The sequence below is a fragment of the Anaerohalosphaera lusitana genome (assembly GCF_002007645.1).
Taxonomy (GTDB): Bacteria; Planctomycetota; Phycisphaerae; order Sedimentisphaerales; family Anaerohalosphaeraceae; genus Anaerohalosphaera; species Anaerohalosphaera lusitana.
In genome coordinates, this window is the sequence record NZ_CP019791.1 from 40079 (window position 1) to 57723 (window position 17645).

Below are 17645 nucleotides of genomic sequence, written 5' to 3' on the forward strand. Positions count from 1 at the left end.
ATGGATATCGCAACAGTAGTTGGTGTGCTTGCTGGTTTTGCGCTGATTATAGGTGCGATTTTATCGGGCGGCTCATTGAAGATCTTCGTCAATGTGCCGTCGCTGCTTATCGTTGTGGGGGGTATGCTGTGTTCGGTGCTGATACATTTTTCGCTGGGGCAGTTTCTGGCGATCTTTGCGGTGATCAAGAACGCATTTTTCCATAAGGCGCATTCGCCGGTGATACTGATCCAGCAGATGGTCAATTTTGCGGCGATTAATCGGCGTGACGGGGCGCTGGCGCTGGAGCAGGAGATGCGGAAGGTGGACGATCCGTTTTTGGTGAAGGGATTGCAGGCGCTGGTTGACGGGCAGGAAGAGGATGATATACGGGCGCTGATGGGGATGGAGACGGAATATATGCAGGCGAGGCACGGGGACGGGAAGAAGATTCTGGAGTTTATGGGGGCGTCGGCGCCGGCGTTCGGTATGGTGGGGACGCTGATCGGGCTGGTGCAGATGCTGCAGAATATGTCTTCGCCGGACGATATCGGACAGGGTATGGCGACTGCGTTGCTGACTACGTTTTATGGGGCGTTGCTTGCGAACCTGGTGTTTATACCGATGGCGGGCAAGCTGGGTCAGTATTCCAAGAGCGAGACGCTGGCGATGGAGATGATCACGGAGGGTGTTTGTGCGATCGTTCGCGGGGACAGCCCGACGGTGGTTCGTGAGAAGATGCAGGCGTTTGTTTCGGCGAGTAAGAGAGCGGACGTTAAGGTTACGATCTGATGGCCAGGAACCGCAGCAAAAAGCCAGTGGAGGACGACGGCGATCCGGGTGCGCCGGAATGGATGGTCACGTTCAGTGACTGTATGACGCTGCTGCTGACGTTTTTTGTGCTTTTGCTGAGTTTTGCGACGTTCGATAATGGGGAATTCAACAGTTTCAGTAACGCGTTCGGGAAGGGGAACAAATCCGTAAAGGCGGCGAGCGGGACGCCCAAAGACGGGATGAACGAACCGCAGCAGATCATACCAGTGGAAGAGGTGAGCAAGGGCAGCCGGGTGCCGTCGGTTACGAAGGACCCTACGGGGAACATGGTGCAGCAGAAGCGGCTGACGGATTATCGGAATCAGAAGGTATTCGCGGTGTCGTCGGAGGACGTTTTTGTGGCGATGGGTACGGTGCTGAACAAGGACGGCAAGGCGATACTGGAGGATATGGCGAAGTTTCTGGAGCTGGTGCCTGCGCGGGTGGTGATAAGTGAGAATGACGGGGCGGAGCCGGGCAAGGCGGACAAGGTTGGGCTGAGCCGGGCGTGTTCGGTGATGGAGGCGCTGGTGGATAAGGGGGTGGACAGGGAGCTTATCAGTGTGACGGCGTCGAATATGCTGGATGATACGCATCGGCGGGAGAGTCGACAGCTCGTTATAACGCTGCTGGAAGAGGAGGTGTACTGATGCCTCCGGTCAAAGAAGAAAAGATGAAGGTGCCGACGTATATCGTGACGTTTTCGGACATGGTGACGCTGCTTTTGACGTTTTTTGTGCTTTTATTGACGCTGGCGGAGACGCAGGACGAGGTGCTGTTCGAGAAGGGCAAGCAGTCGTTTATTGAGGCGGTAAGTTCATACGGGATGGCGGGTTATGCGTTCAACCAGGAGAGCAAGGTCGAGTTCGGCAAGGAGACGACGCGGTATAAGACCGAGGGGAAGAGCGAAACGGACGAGGATATTACGGTGGATCCTGAGGAGGAGACGCTGCGGCGGATATTCAAGGAGCTTGAGGATCAGATGCGGATCACGCCGTCGCAGATACGGGGGGCGAATCCGGCTTACAGTGTGACGGATATTGTTTTTGAGGCGGGGAGCTCGACGCTGAGTGAGAAGGATGAGGAGTTTTTGAAGGATTTTTCGGAGGATCTGCAGCAGAACGTCGCGAGCGATGAGCTGACGATATATGTGGTCGGGATATCGCGGGACGAGGGGAACATATCAAACATGTGGCAGATCTCGGCGGAGCGGGCGCAGGCGGCGGCGGATTATCTGCGAGGTACGCTGGATGAGGGCTGTGAGTGGGCGGTCCGGAGCTGGGGGGCGGGTGACGGAGGCAGATGGGCAGGCGAGAAGGGTGTGATATCAGAGCAATCGGACATTGTTTTATCCGTGCTTGGCGAGTGATCGGCGGCACGGGTGTCAAATAATTGAACGTCCCATAAAAATCGGCGGGTGAATACGGGGGTATGGGGGTGGTTTGCGGGGTCACAGGGGGATTTGGGGGCTACCGGCATGCGATTTGCACAATCCAGGTGTGTACCCGCGGAGCCGACTGACTGCTTGATCCATTCATTTCTGCGGGCACTTCAAAGTACGAAATAATGACACATTTGGAGAGCCGGCGGTATGCTGGAAGCGATCGAAAAAGCAAAATATCTGTTCATAATGCTCGTTTTTACGGCTTGCGGGGTTGGTTTTGCGGCTGAGGACGGCGGTGAGGGTCCTGATTTTGGCATGAAGGACGGCGGGGACAGTTATATAGGCGAGATACTGGTGTCAATCGTGCTGGTGGGGGTTCTGGGCTGGCTGGCGTGGTGGCTGTCGAAAAAATACGCGCCGAAGCTGCGGTCGATGCGGGGCAAGCACATGAACGTGGTGGAAACCATGTATCTGGGGCCCAACAAGACGGTGCACCTGCTGGAGGTGGGGGCCAAGACGCTGCTTATCGGCAGTACGAACGAGAATATCCGGCTGCTGGACGATGTGACGGGTACGCTGGCGGATGAGCTTGACGTGGAGAATCCAGAGGTGTTCGATGGCCGGTAAGATGAGATTTTTATTGGTTGGGATGCTGCTGGCGGCGGTTTTGGTTCCGTTTGCGGGTGCGGCTGAGGGTGACGAGGCCGGGCAGAGTAACGTGACGAACGGTACGATGCCTTCGGTTCCGCAGGTGCTGGATGTGATAGATAAGGCGACGGCGGCTGAGAACCTGGAGGAGGATCAGGCGTGGTCCGGGCCGATTAAGATGGTGATCGTGTTCGCGGTGCTGGCGATACTGCCGAGCCTGCTGATCATGATGACGTCGTTTACGCGGATCATCATTGTGCTTTCGTTCGTGAGGCGTGCCCTTTCGACGCAGAATATTCCGCCGACGATAGCGATAATCGGGCTGGCTCTGTTTTTGACGCTGTTCACGATGGCGCCGACGTTTTCGCAGGTGAACGAGAAGGCTATTCAGCCATATCTGAATGAGGACATGGAGTTTGCCGATGCGATGACGCTGACGGGCGAGTCGATGAAGGATTTTATGATACGCCAGACGAGGAAGAACGACCTGAAGCTTTTCGTGCAGATGTCGGGGATCGAGCCGCCTGAGTCGCCGGAGGATGTGGCGATGCATGTTGCGATACCGGCATTTATTATCAGTGAATTCCGGACGGCGTTTGAGATCGGATGTCTGCTGTTTATTCCGTTTTTGCTGATCGACCTGGTGACGGCGAGCATACTGCTGAGTGCGGGTATGATGATGCTGCCGCCGGCGATGATATCGCTGCCGTTCAAGCTGATCCTGTTTATTCTGGTGGATGGGTGGGGCTTGCTGGCGAAGAGTTTGAGTTTGAGTTTTCAGTGAGTATGCGAAGGGCGTTGCGTGGGGACTCGCGACTTAGTCGTCGCTCGCGATTTTTGGCTGCATGCGGTTGTTGTGCGATGTACTTGTGATAGAAAGTTATGTGAGAGGCGATACGTTCTCTGGATCTCAAATCAAGTTTGGGATGACAACCTTGGCCCGCTGCTTGCGTTTTTTTGGGTGAATTCGATTTTGGTTGGGCTGTTGAAATTGTCGGCTTTGAGATTGCCACGTCGCCTTCGGCTCCTCGCAATGACAGGAAAGAACGCGGCTGGCGTTGCGTGGGGACTCGCGACTTAGTCGTCGCTCGCGTTTTTTATTGATGGATGCGATTTTGGTTGTGCTGTTGGAATTGTTGGCTTTGGGATTGCCACGTCGCCTTCGGCTCCTCGCAATGACAGGAAAGAACGCGGTTGGCGCAAGATGACATTGGATTTATAGTTAGATCGGGATGGATCTATGGATACTAGTTGGGTTGTATATCTTGGTAAGCATACGCTGGAGACGGCGTTGCTTGTGGCGGCTCCTATACTTGGGGTTTGTGCGCTGGTCGGTGTAGTGGTTTCGCTGCTGCAGGCGGTTACTTCGATACGGGACATGTCGCTTTCGATCGTGCCCAAGCTGATCGGGGTGGGGTTGACGGCGCTTTTATTCGGCAACTGGATGCTGGGTGTGCTGCTGAAGTTCACGGGCGAGATATTCGGTTATATTCAGGCGTACGGTCAGTAGGATGACGTTTACCTCGGCGACACTTTTAGGGTTTGTGCTGGTTCTGACTCGGCTGTCGGTTTTTTTCGCTACGGCTCCGATCTTCAGTTGGATCACGATCCCGGTGCGTATAAAGGTGGGGCTGGCGCTGTTCTGCAGTTTTTTCTTTTCACTTTCGCTGTCGCCTCCGGAGATCGGTGCTGGGGTTGGGCTGCTGGAAGTCGTGCTTATGTTCATGATGGAGGGGATATACGGGCTTTCGCTTGGGCTGATACTCACGATGCTGTATTCGGCGGTGAAAGTATGCGGGCGGATACTGGAAATGCAGATGGCGATGTCGATGGCTCAGGAGATGGACCCGTTCAGGGGTGAGCGTCAGCAGCCGTTGTCGATTCTGTTTGAGATCATATTTTTGCTGCTGCTGCTCTCGGCGAATGTGCATCATATGTTTCTGGAGCTGCTGCATACAAGCTTCGAGGCATTTGGGCCGGGTGAATTTCCGGGGGTGGCGGGCATGACGCAGGCGGTGATCGAGGCGGGTTCGATGATGCTTGTTTTCGGGTTGCGGCTGGCGATACCGGCACTTGTGGTATTTACGATATTGATGGTGGTGCTGGCGGTGATGGCGAGGATCGCGCCGGAGATGAACATACTGTTTTTGAGCCTGCCGTTTAAGGTGGGGCTGGGTTTGCTGATAGCGGCGTACCTGGTTCCTTACATACAGACGTATGTCAGTGAGTATGCGAATGCGGTGGGCAGGATGCTGCCGATATAGTTTGACGGAGTAGTTAATGGCGGATAAACCAGCAGGCGAACGTACCGAACAACCAACCCCGCGACGGCTGCGTAAGGCCCGTGAGGACGGGCAGGCTCCGCAGAGTCAGGAGCTGCCGGCGGTTGCTTCGATCGTGGCGCTGCTGCTGGCGTTCGTGGCTGGGGGGAGCGGGCTGTTCGGATGGTTCCGTGAGCTGATAAGGAATGCGTGCACGTGTAATTTTCAGGCACTGGAGACGAGCGGGGCGTTTATGAAGTACGCGAGCGGGATAATTAAGGGGATGATCGGGGCGATGTCGCCTTTCTTTATCGCTGTGTTCGTGGCGGGTGTGATGAGTACGGTGGTGGTGAGCGGGCTGAACTTTTCGCCTAAGGCTGTAAAGTTCAAGCTGTCGGCTATATCGCCTGTGAAGGGTTTCAAGAAACTGTTCGGCATACAGTCAGTCATCAAGCTGGTACTTTCGGTTTTGAAGCTGATCTTCGTTGGCATGCTGGTGTGGTTTTATCTGGATGACAAGCTTGAGAGCATGGCGTCGCTGAGGTGGGCGTGGCCGGACAATCTGCTGAAGATACTGGGTGAGCCGGTGCTTGGGATCATGATACGGATATGCATCGGGCTGATAATTATCGCTCTGATAGATGTGGCTTTTCAAAAGTGGAAGTACATACGTGATCTGAAGATGACCAAACAGGAGATCAAGGAAGAACGCAAAAGCGAGGAGGGGTCGCCGGAGGTCAAGTCGAAGATCCGTCAGCAGCAGATGGCGATGGCGAGCAAGCGTATGCTGGCGGAGGTGCCGAAGGCTGACGTGGTGCTGGTCAACCCGACGCACGTTGCGGTGGCGTTGAAGTATGACTCGAAGAAGTCGGACGCGCCGGTGGTTATCGCGAAGGGTGGGGATCATCTTTGTGAACGGATCAAGGAAGTTGCGAGGTCGTACGGGGTGCCGATCGTGCGCAGGCCGAAGCTGGCGAGGACGATATTCGCGAACGTTGAGCTTGATCAGAGCATACCGGAATCGCTGTTTATGGCGGTTGCGGAGGTGCTGGCGATGATACAGAGGATGCGTCAGCGGAGGCAGTAGGCTGGGTGATGCTTGTCGGGTGGGCGGCTGTGTTCGATTATTCACGCCAATCTTATCTGAGGTCTGGCAATGGGGGCGGGGTTTGAGTATAATGCCTGCGTTTTGAATGGTAAAACTGTGCAGGCAGGAAGTGATGAAAAGGAACGGATCAGCGGACAATCGGAAAGAGGTTGATGACGCGGAGCGGGTTGTAGAACCTGTTGCGACGGCGAAGGGGCGGAATCTGCTCACGATCGCTGTGGTTGTGATCATAGGTGCTCTTTTTGCGCCGACGGGTGGGTTTGTTTCGACGGTTCTCAATTTCGGATGGATACTGGCGTTCTGTCTGTTTGCGGCGGTGGTGATGATCGTTTTTGCCGCCCGTGATGTGGGGCAGTTGAGGGGGTTTGCGGGGCTGGTTTTCTTTTCTGTGGTTTTCCGGCAGGCGGTTGCGGTGGTTTCGGTGAAGATGCTGTTTTATCATGGGACGGCATGCAGGCTGCTGGATAATGTAGGTGATATGTGGGCGTCGGCGGGCGGCGGGCCGATATGGACGATCACGGCTGGGCTGATATTCGGCGCGATCGTTGCGGCGGGTTGGGCGGTCAGTCAGATCATCCGGCAGGCGGGGAAGGTGGCGGTCAACTCGATACCGTATAAATTCATAAGCACTGATGCGGACATGAACGCGGGGCTGATCAGTGAGAATCAGGCGGAGGATATAAAGCAGCGGATAACGGATGAGGCGCGGTTTTATCTGTCGACGGCGGCGGTTTCGAAGCTGCTTTTGTTCGATGTGATCATGTCGGTTGTTTTCGTGCTGGCGGCTGGTGCTGGGATCGCTTTTTACAGGTCGTCTGTGATGGCGGAGAATATCGCGATGGGGCCTGAGGGAGTTGAGATCGGTGCGATAGCGACGGTATCGCTGGTGCCTGCTGCGGTCACGGTGATTCTGTGTGCGTGGCTGGTGAGGAAGAAGGACCTGGAGCTGAGCGAGGCTGGTGAGGCCGAGTCGGACCGGGGGTTCGATATGCACGAGTCGGAGGTTGAACGTGGGGGGGCTGAGATGGAGGTGCTGAATCCGGATTTTGTGCAGAAGAGCCTGGAGGCGGGGCCTTATCGGCTGGATGTAATGGAAGAGGCGGGGGATGAGGAAAACGATCTTACGGCGACGCCTGAGGATGGTGAAGCAGAGGAAGAGGAGCAGGATCTGGCGGCGGTGCTGGGGGAGGCGTTGGGGCAGGACGATAGTAAGGGTGCAAGCGGTGGAATGGATGAGGCGGACGGCGGTGAGATTTCGGTTGATGTTGAGCAAGCGGGGAGAGAGACCGGTGCGGATGCTGATTCGACGGAGGCGGAGCACGTGCGGGAGGATGAACCGGGTTCCGGTAGTGAGGAGGTGGATGTTTATGATGCGATCGCGGAGTTTTTTAGAGAATCGAGTGAGGGTGAAGCTAAGGTGCTTCTGCTTGGGGGGACGGGTGTCGAGAACATGCCGGTGACGGAAGTTGTGAATGCGGGATTTCATATGGCTGGGGAGGGGAGCCGATGTTTGGTGATCGATGCGGATATCGATCGGCGAGCCGTTGCGGAGGCTTTCGATGCGGAGGGAGCAGAGGGGGCATCGCCTGCGTTGAGCTGTGTGGACAATCTGTGGGTGTGGACGGTCAAGCCGGAGGTGGGGAACCTGGGGGTGGATATCGCGAACAAGATCGAGGCGGAGCGGAGGCGGTTCGGGCGGATCATTATTTATGCGCCGGCGATCCGGGACGATGCTTATTTCGGTAAGCTGGCGGGGATGGTGGATGCGGCTGTTTTGGCGGGGGATGTTGAGCGGGACGAGTATATGGCGGATCTCAAGGGGTTGCTGGAGGCGATGGGGTGCAGGTGTTTTTGATGATGCGAAACAGGGTTAGACGGGCTTTAAAGCCATAAAACAGTTTTTGCTGTCGCTGATGATCGCGTTTGGTTCTACATCATTTGACCACCGCCGCTACCCATCATGCCGAGTGCACCCATTTGCTGCTGGATGCTTGCGAGCTGGGCCTCTAGGCGGGCGAACCGCTGAGTGAGGCGTTCCTTTTCGCGGTTCAGGCGGTCCTCTTCGCGTTCGATGCGGTCGCTGTAGTTCTCTATGCTGCCCTTTATGTTATCGCGCGCGATGGTCAGATAGCCGTCGGTTGAATCGAGGACCTTGTCGAGTGCGTCCGAGATAGCGCCGGCGAAACCTTGCTGGACGCTGACGGTTGCTGTGTATTCGGTGCCTTCGGTGAGGGTGGACATGTCGAGTTTGATCTGGAGGTCGCGTTCGGGGAGGTCGTCGCCGTCTTCGCTTTCTTTTGCCTGGAAGGTTATGACGCCGGAGGTATCGTTCCATGAGTCGGCTTCGCGCCATTCGGTTTCGCCTTCGGGGCGGATCCATACCTGGTCGATCTCGTTGGAGCCGTCGGTGGTGGTCTGGACCTTTACTTTGTATGAGCCGGCGGTGGTGTATTTGCTCGCGCCGTAGAAGGAGATTATCTTGTGGGCGTCATTGGTGATCGTGCCTGTTTTGTCGGCGCCGATGATGGAGAGCACGTCGTTGAAGCCGTTGTCCATTGCTTCTTCGAGGGCTTCGGAGTCGAGTGATAGGACGCCGTCGCTGTCGATCTCGAGGCCGATGTCCTGGGGCATGAGGTAGTCGTGTACGGTGTCGACGAAGCCTGTGGCGGTGGTTGCGAGGGGTGTTCGCATGATGGAACGGACGGTGCGCACGGTGCTGTTGGAGATGAGGATGCCGGCCTTTTCGGTTTCCGGGTTGTACTTTGTATTTTCCTTGATGAATGACATGAGGCCGTTGTAGGCCTTGACGAGCGAGCCGAGCTTTTTCTGGATAGCTTTTGTGTCTTTGCTTACGCCTATGTCGATTGTTTCGAGGTTTGCTGGGTCGGAGGTGTCGGTGGTGCCGTGGAGGTTTATGGTGACGCCGGGGAGGATGTCCTTGAGGGTGTTGGACGAGCGGGATATCCATTCGGTCTCGCCAGTGGGGTAGCCGTCGACCTTGATCATGCTGTCCTGGGCGTTCTGCGTTTCGGTGAAGCTGGCGGGGTCGAGGATATTGGAGTGCTGGCCGCCTACGGTGCCGGCTGTTGTGTCGAAAGTGGGGAGCTGGAGGTCCGAACCGTTGCCGGCGTTGTCGTAGGTTAGTGTGAGAGATGTTGAGCTTGCGCCGGATGTGTCGTCGATGAGTTTTATCTGGCCGTCTTCGAGTTTGGCTTCGGCGACGCCTTCGAACGCATCGTTTATGCGGTCGAGCAAGTGGTCCATGGTCGTGGTGGCGGTGACGTTCAGGGTTACGGAGGGGATGTTTACGCCCATGTTGTCGGTGCCGTCGATGGTTATGGTTTCGCCGCCTGCAAGTTCGCCGCGGAACTGGGCGAGATCGGTAATCTTTGTGTTGGCTTCGGCTTCGGTACCGGCCTTGGTGAAGGGGAGCGAGAGGTCGGCGGTTTCGAGGGCTGCTGTGCCGGTCGCGATGTAGTCGAGGCCGAGGTTGTATGAGGTGCCGTCGGCGTCGTTTGTTACGATTATCTGGCCGGAGTCGATGGTTGCGGTGGCGGTGCCGGTGAGGGAAGTGTTTATTGCGGAGAGCAGATCGTTGACGTCGGTGCTGTCGGTGATGTTGAGGGTGCCGACTTCTGCGTTGGTGTCGTCTTTGATGCTGATGTAGTCGCCGTCGGCGCGGGTGCCGGTGAACTGTACGAGATCGGTGATGAGGGTGCCGGTGGAGGCGAACTCGGATTCGCTGAAGGCTTTGTAGCCGCTGCTTTGGCCGAGTACCTGAGTTGTGGAATTATTGACGCTGATCTGGTAGTTCGAGCCTGCGTCATTACCTGAGAGCACGAGGTGGTAGACGCCTTCTGTGCCGTTGTCGTATTCGAGTATGTTTGCGGTGAGGCCTGGGTTTTCGGGGTCGTTGTTTATGAGGCCGACGAGGTCCTCGAGGGTGGTTTCGTCGTTGGTTTCGATCACGCGTTCTTCGTGGTTGTAGGAGTAGATGAATTTGCCCGCGCCTACGAGGGAGTCCTGGAAGCGGAAGCCGGTGTCGTGTACCCAGCTTTCGGTGGTCGCGAGCTGTTTGACGGCGATGGTGTGGGAGCCTTCGAAGACTTTTGAGGAGTCGACGGAGACGGAAAGGACATCGCTGTCGGAGGAAGTGGAGTTGTAGCCTCGCAGGTTGTCGGCGCCTACGAGTTTGCCGGCGGCGGATTCGAAGCTGTTGAGCTTTGCTTCGAGCTCACCGAGTGCGGCGTCCTTCTGTTCCCATTCCTGTTTCTGGTATTTATAGTTGTACAGCCGACCCTGCATCGACGCCATGAGCTGCTGGACGATGGACTGGGTATCGAGGCCGCTTGAAAGACCACTAAGTTCCATTTTTGCCTCTATTTTACATTATCAAGAGGGACCGATCCTTCGGCCCTATGATATTATTTTCGTTTGTTTTTGTCTCAGCTTGACAGCAATTCCGGTTAGATTCGTCAATTGGGCGTAATTAGATATGATTATCGGTAATTTTTTGTACTTTCGTTGTACTTGGAGACTGCTTTGTGACCTTTGCTGACCTTAGTTAGCTGCCGGAGTGTCTTTTCTTTTTGCGCAAACATGGCGGCTGAGATCCGGCGATAGAGGTTCAGTATGCGTTGGCGGGAATCGTTGAATTCGTCACGTTCGAGTACTTTGTTCTCGGCAATAAACTCGGCCACGTATGCCGCTTCGGTGGTTGTTCTGGAGGAGCGGGCGTCGTCGTCCTGATGGACGTGGTTGAGCTGGTCCTGCAGGAGTTTTTCAAGGCATGCGACGGCCTGGGCGGGTTCGATGTCCCGGAGGTCGTCAGTTTTATTTGCGTTTTCTGGTTTCATGACATCTCATGCTTTCTGTGCAAGTTGGTGCTCGACTTCTTCGAGTAAAGCGGCAGCATCGGTGTTATCACTGTCAGCTTTGAGTACAGCATTGAGTGCGCGCTGAGCCTTTTGCAGTTTGCCGTCACGCATGTACAGGGTGGCGACGCAGAACATGACGGAATGATCGTCGGGGTGCATTGAGAGGTAGACTTCCAGGTAATGCGTTACTTTTTCGAACGAGCCCATCTGACAGGAAGTCTGGAACAGCCCCAGCAGTGCGGAGAGATTGTCGGTATCCTGCTCGAGACATTTTAAATATCTGTCGAACGCCTCGGTGTATGCGCCTGCATTATGGTATATCATTGCAAGGCCGCAATGCGCCTTTGCATTGGTTCTGTCGAGTCGGAGGGCGACTTTGAAAGCGTTTTCGGCTTCGTCGGTGTTGCCGTTCTGGAACGCTACGGCGCCGATGCCTACGTAGGGTTCCGCCCTGTCGGGGTCGATGTCGGCGGCCTGATCGTAGCAGAGCTGTGCCTGCTGATGATCACCAACTGAGAGGTAGCAATCGCCAAGCTCGGTAAGTGCGGTAAAACCCTCTTCTGCTGACTGATCGGTAAGTCGCAGGGAAGCGGGAAAATTTAGTTTGTTATTTTCTTTCACAGTTAATCCTTTGCTGCAATATCACTGCTGATTCTGCCTGCTCTGAATTATTTCGATCATGGGTTTGAGGATCTCCTGGTCCGGCGTCATTTTGAGCGACCACTCGAGCATTTCGTTTGCCTGTTCGCAGTTCTCATTCTGAAGGAACTGGTTTGCTGTTCGGTTGAGAAGGTCGCAGTTGAGGATGCTGAGCCGATCCATCTTTTCGAACTGTTTTTTTGCTTGTTCCGGACGGTTGGCGGATAGGTAGGCCTCGGCGAGATTCCAGTAGACCTGGGGGCAATCTTCATCGACCTGACGAGCCTGCTCGAAGTGTTGAATAGCTTCGTCTGTCTTGCCCATGCAGAACAGGATAGCGCCCTTGTCGTTGAGAGCCTCCAGATCGTCGGGACTGGTTTCGAGATGTTCGGAGATTAGTTCCAGGGCCTGGTCATGCTTGCCCTGTTCGGCGAGTTCGAGGCCCTTCTGATAAGATTTGCTCTTGTTATTTTCCATTTTAGTCCTGCCTTAGAATAGAATCATTCAAACGCATTTCATAACTGCAAACTCTGTGCCGGAAAAGTGAAACTGCTGCATTTTTGTTTAGTGCGATCCTGTTCACCTGCAACAGCCCTGTCGCGGGCCAAGAAGGCGGATGCTAGCGTATACAACGCCCGTGCAGGAATGAGAGCGAAATTGCAAAGCTTTGGCCGTGTATAAATATCGAACAGAGGCGATACGAGATTGACAGAAAACGCTTTCACTCAGTTGATGAAATCTACGAGTGATGTGGACATGAGCTTGCCCGTGACGGAGAGGGACATCTGATAGAGAGTCTGTCTGCGGGTCAGGTCCATGGCAACCTGGGCGATGTCGGCCTGCTGCAGGGTGGTGGCTTCTTCTTCGGAGTTAACTTTGACATTCTCGAAACTGTCGACGACCGTCTGCAGGCTGGTTATCCGGCTACCGACGAGTGTGAGATCGGCAGCGACCTTGTCGTGAACCTCCTGTAGCGACTTTATGGCTTCATCGAGCTGTACGTCGGCGGCTTCGGTATCAGTATCCTTAAGTAGATTGCGAATCTTTATGAGCAAATTGAAGACATCGTGTGTGCCGCGTACACTGAGCTGATCGGTGCCGGTCTGGGTTATGCCGGTAGTGTCGACGTACATGACTTCGCCTGTGCGGGAATCGGTGACGGCGGTGTTCGCCTCGCCTCCGACTGGCACGGTCGTTTTCGAGAGGCCGCCGTCGATCGATATCTGATAGTTGGTGCCGTCGTGGGTGACTTCCAATTCGAAATCGCCTTTGACGCTGGAAGTGCCGGTGCCTGCGACTGCGCCGGTGTTCGATTCGACGAAAAATATCTGGCGGTCGCCAGATGCACGGAAGATATCATCGCCAACAAAATTGGCACCTATTTCGACGCCGGGGGAGAGCTCTACGCGGCGTTCGGCGGTGCTGCCCTGGTAAACGATGCGATCTATCTGGCCGTTTTTCTTTTCGACTTTGTAAGGCGGTATGGAAGAATTATCGCCGCCGAAATAATACTGGCCCTGGTGCTTTGTGTTGGCAAGAGAAACCATCTGATTTATCAGATCGTCCATTCCCGCGGCGACGCCCTGTCGTGCGGAAGCGTCCATGCTCATGACCCTGGTAAGGTCGCCTTTGAGGCCTGTGAGTCTTTCGGAGATCAGTTCGAGATTTGCGGACGCGGAATTGAAGCGGTTTACCACGCGGTCCATTTCTGTCATGTAATGATCAACGTCACGTATTTCGGTGCGCAGGGTGAGGATGCGGTTTGCGTCGGAGACATCGTCGGAGGGCTTGATGATGCGATTGCCCGTAGACGCCTGCTGCTGCAGATACGTCAGGGCCTGGGTGTGTGACTGCAGAGCCCAGCTTGTTGTTCTGAACATTGTACCGAATGACGAATATGACATGATCCAACCTCGTAATTAGATGATCTGCATTATCTGATCCAGCGAACCCTTCATGGTGTTCATGTACTTGGCCATCGCCTGGAACATCTGCTGGAAGACGAGCATCTGGGCAGCTTCGTTGTTGATGTCCACGCCGCTGACCGTATCGCGTTCAGCCATGAGTCCGTTGATGATATCTTTCGTGCTCTTGTCCTTCATCTCGGCGAGGCTGACATCGCGACTGACACCTACGCTTATTTTGCGGTAGTAGTCGTCGACCTTCATCGAGTCGAGACTTGACAGCTTCATGTTGGCAACATCAGCGATACGCTTGACGTTGACGTTGTCGGTCATTTCGGTACCGAGCGATGAGGCAATCATCGAAGGAGCATCCTTGATGCGCTGCGTGATCGATATGTCCGAAGCATCGCGTCCACTGAAGAATGTGTTGACACCGGCGGCAGCGAGAAGGCCCGAGGTGTCGGAGTTACCTATCGCTTCGACGGTGAATGTCTCGCCGGCCGTGAGGTCGCCTGGCGCGAGGCTTATCTTGAGGTCGTGATTCGGATCGATGGTCAGGTCCGTGCCCGGCGAGTAGCCCGAACCGACGTCGAGGGTGTTGACGGTCTGACCCGCGGAATTCTGGACCTGAAGCTGGAGGCCGTCTGTGACGCCAACGGTGCCTGTCCCTATTATGTTGAAGGTATAAGTTTCATCTGTGGTAGAGACGTATGTGCCCGAGATGGAAGCTTCTGCTGTTCCGGTATAGCCTGCTGAGAAAGCGGTGGGCTCGGGAAGGACGCCGGGGAGAAAATCGAACTTGCGGTCGGCGTCGGCTTCTATGTGCAAAGAATCGTTTCGGATGCTTGCTGAGATGCCGGAGAGACTGTCCAGTTTTGTCGCGATAGATGCGAGGGTGTCGGTTTCGGTATCGACAATGATAGACTCGCGGGTGATCTGGCCTGTCGTGGTGTCTGTTATCCTTACATTGATCCCGCCGTCGGTGACTGTCGGCGTGAAAGTGTCGAGTGTAGTCGAGGGCATGGCCCAGCCGGTCAGTTCGGTGAAAGAACCGCCGGTCCCGCTGTCCTCGTTGTAGGCGGGCACTCCCTGAGTGTGGAACTGGTTTACCTGGGTGATGACTGTCTCGGCAAGGTTGTTGAGGTCGCCTATCAGGGGTGAGAGGTGATCATTTTTGAGTGAGATCAGGCCGCCCAATTTGCCGCCGGGGAAGTCCGGCGAGAAGTTGTTGAGGCCGTCCAGCGATATGCCGAACTGGTCTTCTCCAATTGGGCTGGCCTTGAGCTCGCTGCTTTGGGAGCCGAGCACAACCGCAATGCCGCCGACTGAAACATCTATCACGCCGTCTTCGCGATGCCTGGTTGATATGCCTACGAGTTCCGATAATTCGGTTATGGCCTGATCGCGTCTGTCCTTGAGATTATTCGTGTCTGCGCTGCGAATATCCAGTGACTTGATCTGATAATTCATGTCAGCGATCTGGCTGGTGAGTGAGTTAACATGATCGATAACGTCACGTGCCTCGGTAACGACCTGGTCGCTCATATCGGCAAGGAAGGAACGCGTGGTGTGGAAATAGCTGACCATGGCTTGAGCATTGTTGATCAGCTCGGCCTGGGTGATCGAGCTCTGCGGGTCGGCGGCCATGCTGCGGAAAGACGTAAAGAAATCGCCCAGCTTGGTGCCGAGATTGTCCTCGGTGAGTTCGCCGAGTACGCTTTCGATGGATTTTAGCGCAGAAAGCTCACGGGAGACCTGGCCGGAGGCGGAATTCTGTGTGAGCAGTTCCTGTTCGAGGAGATTGTCGATGAGCCTTTTTGCATCGCCCGAGATGACGCCGCTTTCGATGAACACGCCGTCTGCGCCTATGGTTCCTGCGGGGCGCAGCTCTACGCGCTGGCGGTGATATCCTTCGGTGGCCGCGTTGGCGATATTATTTCCGATTGTCTGAAGGGATTTTTGAGCTGCCGCTATGCCGCTCAACCCTATTGAGAAACCATCCATTTAAAGCTCCTGTAATGAGCGTGCTATAGTCGCATGTTCATCATGCCCGAGGTACGATTTTCGTTTTTGGCGCCCTGCCTTGAGTAAGTCGTACCTTCGCTGCTTTTGGTGCAGAGTATGCTGTTGAGTATCTGCTGGTTAAAACGCGAACACTCGGCAAGCAGCATAGCGGTGGCGGCGTGTTCGACGTTCATTTTGCCTACAAGTTCGGCAAGGCGGTCCTGGCGGGTTTTGACTGCCTGGGATTTTTCGCCTGCCAGAGCCTTGGCGATGAGGGACAGGTCGGTATCGTCGAAGCTGCTGCCGAGCAGTGCGGCGATCTGTGTACGAAGCTGCTGACGTTTCTGCTCGACCGCGGAGTATCGGTTTGCCTGTATGCGGATCGTTTCGAGCAGTTCGTTCAGGCCTGTTTCGTCGCGTGTTATGGTCATTGCGCGCAGGGTGTCAAGACGCTCGAGTGAGCCTTCGAGGTGACGTATATCCTCGTCGAGCACTTCGATCAGCTCATCCGCCAATTGGTATAGATTGCCGTTTGCGTTCATGCTTTACTGTCCAGAGAATCAGAGACATTAATTTCGGATTTTTGCTCGCTGTCGTTCATCGACTGGTAGATCTGTTTCCACAGGCCGATGCCGCCCTGCTTTGAGACGTCTTTTGCCAGGAACGAGAAGAACATGTCCTGTATCTGTTTGGAGCCCTGCTCTTCGAGAAGGCCTGAGGAGCCTATGGTGTCCTTCATCTGATCGACGAGCTGGCCGACGAGGATGGACTCGAAGTTCTTTGCGACTTCTTTTTTCTTTTCTTCGGCAAGGCGCTGGGAAGCGTCCTTGTTCAGGCCCTCCGGTCCGGCGGTATTTATCAGATTGTGACTGTTGATGGGGTCTATCATTTTTCGAATCCGTTACATTATTTTGAGTTCGGCCTGCAATGCGCCTGCCTGCTTGAGGGCGTTGAATATTGCGATCAGGTCACGCGGTGTTGCACCGATGGCGTTGAGAGCCTTGGCGAGTTCGGAGACCGTGACGACGCGGTTGACCGGGATCAGGTAGCCCTGGCTTTCACTGACGCCGATGGATGTGTCGGGCACAGCGACGGTCTGGCCGGGATTGTCGGAGAAGTTCGCCTGGGGCTGGGAGACCATGGCGGATTCCTTGACCTTGACGACCAGCGAGCCCTGCGATATCGCGACGGTGCTGATGCCGACCTTTTCGCCGACGACGATGGTGCCGGTCCGCTCATTGATCACGACGATCGCGGGCATGTCGACCTTGACTTCCTGCTGTGTGATCGAGTCGACGAAGAACGCGACTTTTTCGCGGTCGTATTCCGGCGGGATCTTTACGCGGACGGAGCTTGCGTCGACGGTATGTGCCTGGTTCGGGAACAACTGATTGATGGCGGTTGTCATGCGGTTGGCTGTGGTGAAGTCTTCGTTGCGAAGGTTGAGCGTGACGTATTGTTTGCCGGCGATGTTTTCGATGAAGGTGGCGATTTCGGAACGCTCGACGTATGCACCGCCGGGTATGCGGCCGACGGTCGGGTGGTTCTTTGTGGCGGTGGCTGCTTCGCCGGTGGCTGCGAAACCGCCGAGGAAGATGGAGCCCTGTGCGGTTGCGTAGACCTGTCCGTCGGCACCTTTTAGCTCGGTGAGCAGCAGTACGCCGCCCTGAAGGCTGTCGGCGTCGCCTATTGCGGATACGTCGACGTCGATCTTTTTGCCGACGTGGTCGAAGGGTCCGAGTTCGGCGGTGACCATGACCATGGCGATGGAGCCGGTGGGCAGGTCGTCGGGCGAGAATACGAGGTCGCTGCGGCGGAGGACGTTGGTGAGCATTCGTTGTGAGGGCAGGGACTGATCGCCGGTGCCGGCAAGGCCGACTACGAGACCGACGCCGCTGAGCGGGTTTCCGCGCACGCCCTGGATAGTTGCGATGTCCTTGATGCGTTCAGCGCGGGCGAGGTTCGCCGCGGCGGTGAACATGATCAAAACAGAAATTATTGCTGTCAGTTTTCGCATGGTCTTCCCTG

The 17645-nt window shown here is 55.5% G+C and carries 18 protein-coding genes; 9 read left to right on the forward strand and 9 right to left on the reverse strand.

Features of this window, described 5'->3' with window-relative positions:
- From STSP2_RS00185 to STSP2_RS00225, 9 genes are all read left to right on the forward strand, one after another.
- On the forward strand, positions 1-771 hold the full coding sequence (locus STSP2_RS00185; protein ID WP_146658728.1) for a motility protein A: 771 nt from the start codon (positions 1-3) through the stop codon (positions 769-771).
- Positions 771-1442, forward strand: a complete 672-nt coding sequence (locus tag STSP2_RS00190; RefSeq protein WP_146658730.1) for a flagellar motor protein MotB — start codon at positions 771-773, stop codon at positions 1440-1442. The genes STSP2_RS00185 and STSP2_RS00190 overlap by 1 nt, the downstream gene beginning before the upstream one ends.
- The gene (locus STSP2_RS00195) at positions 1442-2161 is read left to right on the forward strand and encodes a flagellar motor protein MotB (protein ID WP_146658732.1); all 720 of its coding nucleotides are present in this window, start codon (positions 1442-1444) and stop codon (positions 2159-2161) included. The genes STSP2_RS00190 and STSP2_RS00195 overlap by 1 nt, the downstream gene beginning before the upstream one ends.
- 222 nt (positions 2162-2383) lie before the next feature.
- Complete coding sequence (locus tag STSP2_RS00200) at positions 2384-2803, forward strand: FliO/MopB family protein (RefSeq protein ID WP_146658734.1); 420 nt, start codon at positions 2384-2386, stop codon at positions 2801-2803.
- Positions 2793-3608 (forward strand): flagellar type III secretion system pore protein FliP, encoded by an 816-nt coding sequence (gene fliP / locus STSP2_RS00205; RefSeq protein ID WP_146658736.1) that lies wholly within the window; start codon positions 2793-2795, stop codon positions 3606-3608. Before STSP2_RS00200 ends, fliP begins: the two co-directional genes overlap by 11 nt.
- A gap of 456 nt (positions 3609-4064) precedes the next feature.
- Positions 4065-4334, forward strand: coding sequence for a flagellar biosynthetic protein FliQ (locus STSP2_RS00210; protein ID WP_146658737.1), 270 nt, complete (start codon positions 4065-4067; stop codon positions 4332-4334).
- Position 4335: 1 nt separating this feature from the next.
- Positions 4336-5088, forward strand: coding sequence for a flagellar biosynthetic protein FliR (locus tag STSP2_RS00215; protein ID WP_146658739.1), 753 nt, complete (start codon positions 4336-4338; stop codon positions 5086-5088).
- 16 nt (positions 5089-5104) lie between these two features.
- Positions 5105-6172 carry a flagellar biosynthesis protein FlhB gene (gene flhB / locus STSP2_RS00220; protein WP_146658741.1) on the forward strand — a complete coding sequence of 356 codons (1068 nt, stop codon included), beginning with the start codon at positions 5105-5107 and terminating at the stop codon, positions 6170-6172.
- Between the two features lie 133 nt (positions 6173-6305).
- Positions 6306-8048: a P-loop NTPase family protein gene (locus tag STSP2_RS00225; RefSeq protein WP_146658743.1), complete on the forward strand. Its 1743-nt coding sequence runs from the start codon at positions 6306-6308 to the stop codon at positions 8046-8048.
- A 74-nt stretch (positions 8049-8122) separates the two neighbouring features.
- Here STSP2_RS00225 and fliD read toward each other — a convergent pair whose 3' ends face one another.
- From fliD to STSP2_RS00270, 9 genes are all read right to left on the reverse strand, one after another.
- On the reverse strand, positions 8123-10564 hold the full coding sequence (gene fliD / locus STSP2_RS00230) for a flagellar filament capping protein FliD (protein WP_146658745.1): 2442 nt from the start codon (positions 10562-10564) through the stop codon (positions 8123-8125).
- A 128-nt stretch (positions 10565-10692) separates the two neighbouring features.
- On the reverse strand, positions 10693-11049 hold the full coding sequence (locus STSP2_RS00235) for a hypothetical protein (protein WP_146658747.1): 357 nt from the start codon (positions 11047-11049) through the stop codon (positions 10693-10695).
- A gap of 6 nt (positions 11050-11055) precedes the next feature.
- Positions 11056-11691, reverse strand: a complete 636-nt coding sequence (locus STSP2_RS00240) for a tetratricopeptide repeat protein (protein WP_146658749.1) — start codon at positions 11689-11691, stop codon at positions 11056-11058.
- 21 nt (positions 11692-11712) lie between these two features.
- Positions 11713-12186: a tetratricopeptide repeat protein gene (locus tag STSP2_RS00245; RefSeq protein WP_146658751.1), complete on the reverse strand. Its 474-nt coding sequence runs from the start codon at positions 12184-12186 to the stop codon at positions 11713-11715.
- A 248-nt stretch (positions 12187-12434) separates the two neighbouring features.
- Positions 12435-13613 (reverse strand): flagellar hook-associated protein FlgL, encoded by a 1179-nt coding sequence (gene flgL, locus STSP2_RS00250; RefSeq protein ID WP_146658753.1) that lies wholly within the window; start codon positions 13611-13613, stop codon positions 12435-12437.
- A 15-nt stretch (positions 13614-13628) separates the two neighbouring features.
- Positions 13629-15617 carry a flagellar hook-associated protein FlgK gene (flgK, locus tag STSP2_RS00255; RefSeq protein WP_146658755.1) on the reverse strand — a complete coding sequence of 663 codons (1989 nt, stop codon included), beginning with the start codon at positions 15615-15617 and terminating at the stop codon, positions 13629-13631.
- A gap of 23 nt (positions 15618-15640) precedes the next feature.
- Positions 15641-16159, reverse strand: coding sequence for a flagellar export chaperone FlgN (flgN, locus tag STSP2_RS00260; protein WP_146658756.1), 519 nt, complete (start codon positions 16157-16159; stop codon positions 15641-15643).
- On the reverse strand, positions 16156-16506 hold the full coding sequence (locus STSP2_RS00265) for a rod-binding protein (protein ID WP_146658758.1): 351 nt from the start codon (positions 16504-16506) through the stop codon (positions 16156-16158). The genes flgN and STSP2_RS00265 overlap by 4 nt, the downstream gene beginning before the upstream one ends.
- Positions 16507-16518: 12 nt before the next feature.
- Positions 16519-17634, reverse strand: a complete 1116-nt coding sequence (locus tag STSP2_RS00270; protein ID WP_146658760.1) for a flagellar basal body P-ring protein FlgI — start codon at positions 17632-17634, stop codon at positions 16519-16521.
- Positions 17635-17645 lie beyond the last annotated feature (11 nt).

Coding starts and splice junctions, on each gene's coding strand:
- STSP2_RS00195 (WP_146658732.1), top strand. CDS start 1,442: ATGCCTCCGGTCAAAGAAGAAAAGATGAAGGTGCCGACGTATATCGTG.
- STSP2_RS00225 (WP_146658743.1), top strand. CDS start 6,306: ATGAAAAGGAACGGATCAGCGGACAATCGGAAAGAGGTTGATGACGCG.
- flgL (WP_146658753.1), bottom strand. CDS start 13,613: ATGTCATATTCGTCATTCGGTACAATGTTCAGAACAACAAGCTGGGCT.
- flgK (WP_146658755.1), bottom strand. CDS start 15,617: ATGGATGGTTTCTCAATAGGGTTGAGCGGCATAGCGGCAGCTCAAAAA.
- STSP2_RS00235 (WP_146658747.1), bottom strand. CDS start 11,049: ATGAAACCAGAAAACGCAAATAAAACTGACGACCTCCGGGACATCGAA.
- flhB (WP_146658741.1), top strand. CDS start 5,105: ATGGCGGATAAACCAGCAGGCGAACGTACCGAACAACCAACCCCGCGA.
- fliD (WP_146658745.1), bottom strand. CDS start 10,564: ATGGAACTTAGTGGTCTTTCAAGCGGCCTCGATACCCAGTCCATCGTC.
- flgN (WP_146658756.1), bottom strand. CDS start 16,159: ATGAACGCAAACGGCAATCTATACCAATTGGCGGATGAGCTGATCGAA.
- STSP2_RS00200 (WP_146658734.1), top strand. CDS start 2,384: ATGCTGGAAGCGATCGAAAAAGCAAAATATCTGTTCATAATGCTCGTT.
- STSP2_RS00210 (WP_146658737.1), top strand. CDS start 4,065: ATGGATACTAGTTGGGTTGTATATCTTGGTAAGCATACGCTGGAGACG.
- STSP2_RS00245 (WP_146658751.1), bottom strand. CDS start 12,186: ATGGAAAATAACAAGAGCAAATCTTATCAGAAGGGCCTCGAACTCGCC.
- STSP2_RS00265 (WP_146658758.1), bottom strand. CDS start 16,506: ATGATAGACCCCATCAACAGTCACAATCTGATAAATACCGCCGGACCG.
- fliP (WP_146658736.1), top strand. CDS start 2,793: ATGGCCGGTAAGATGAGATTTTTATTGGTTGGGATGCTGCTGGCGGCG.
- STSP2_RS00270 (WP_146658760.1), bottom strand. CDS start 17,634: ATGCGAAAACTGACAGCAATAATTTCTGTTTTGATCATGTTCACCGCC.
- STSP2_RS00185 (WP_146658728.1), top strand. CDS start 1: ATGGATATCGCAACAGTAGTTGGTGTGCTTGCTGGTTTTGCGCTGATT.
- STSP2_RS00190 (WP_146658730.1), top strand. CDS start 771: ATGGCCAGGAACCGCAGCAAAAAGCCAGTGGAGGACGACGGCGATCCG.
- STSP2_RS00215 (WP_146658739.1), top strand. CDS start 4,336: ATGACGTTTACCTCGGCGACACTTTTAGGGTTTGTGCTGGTTCTGACT.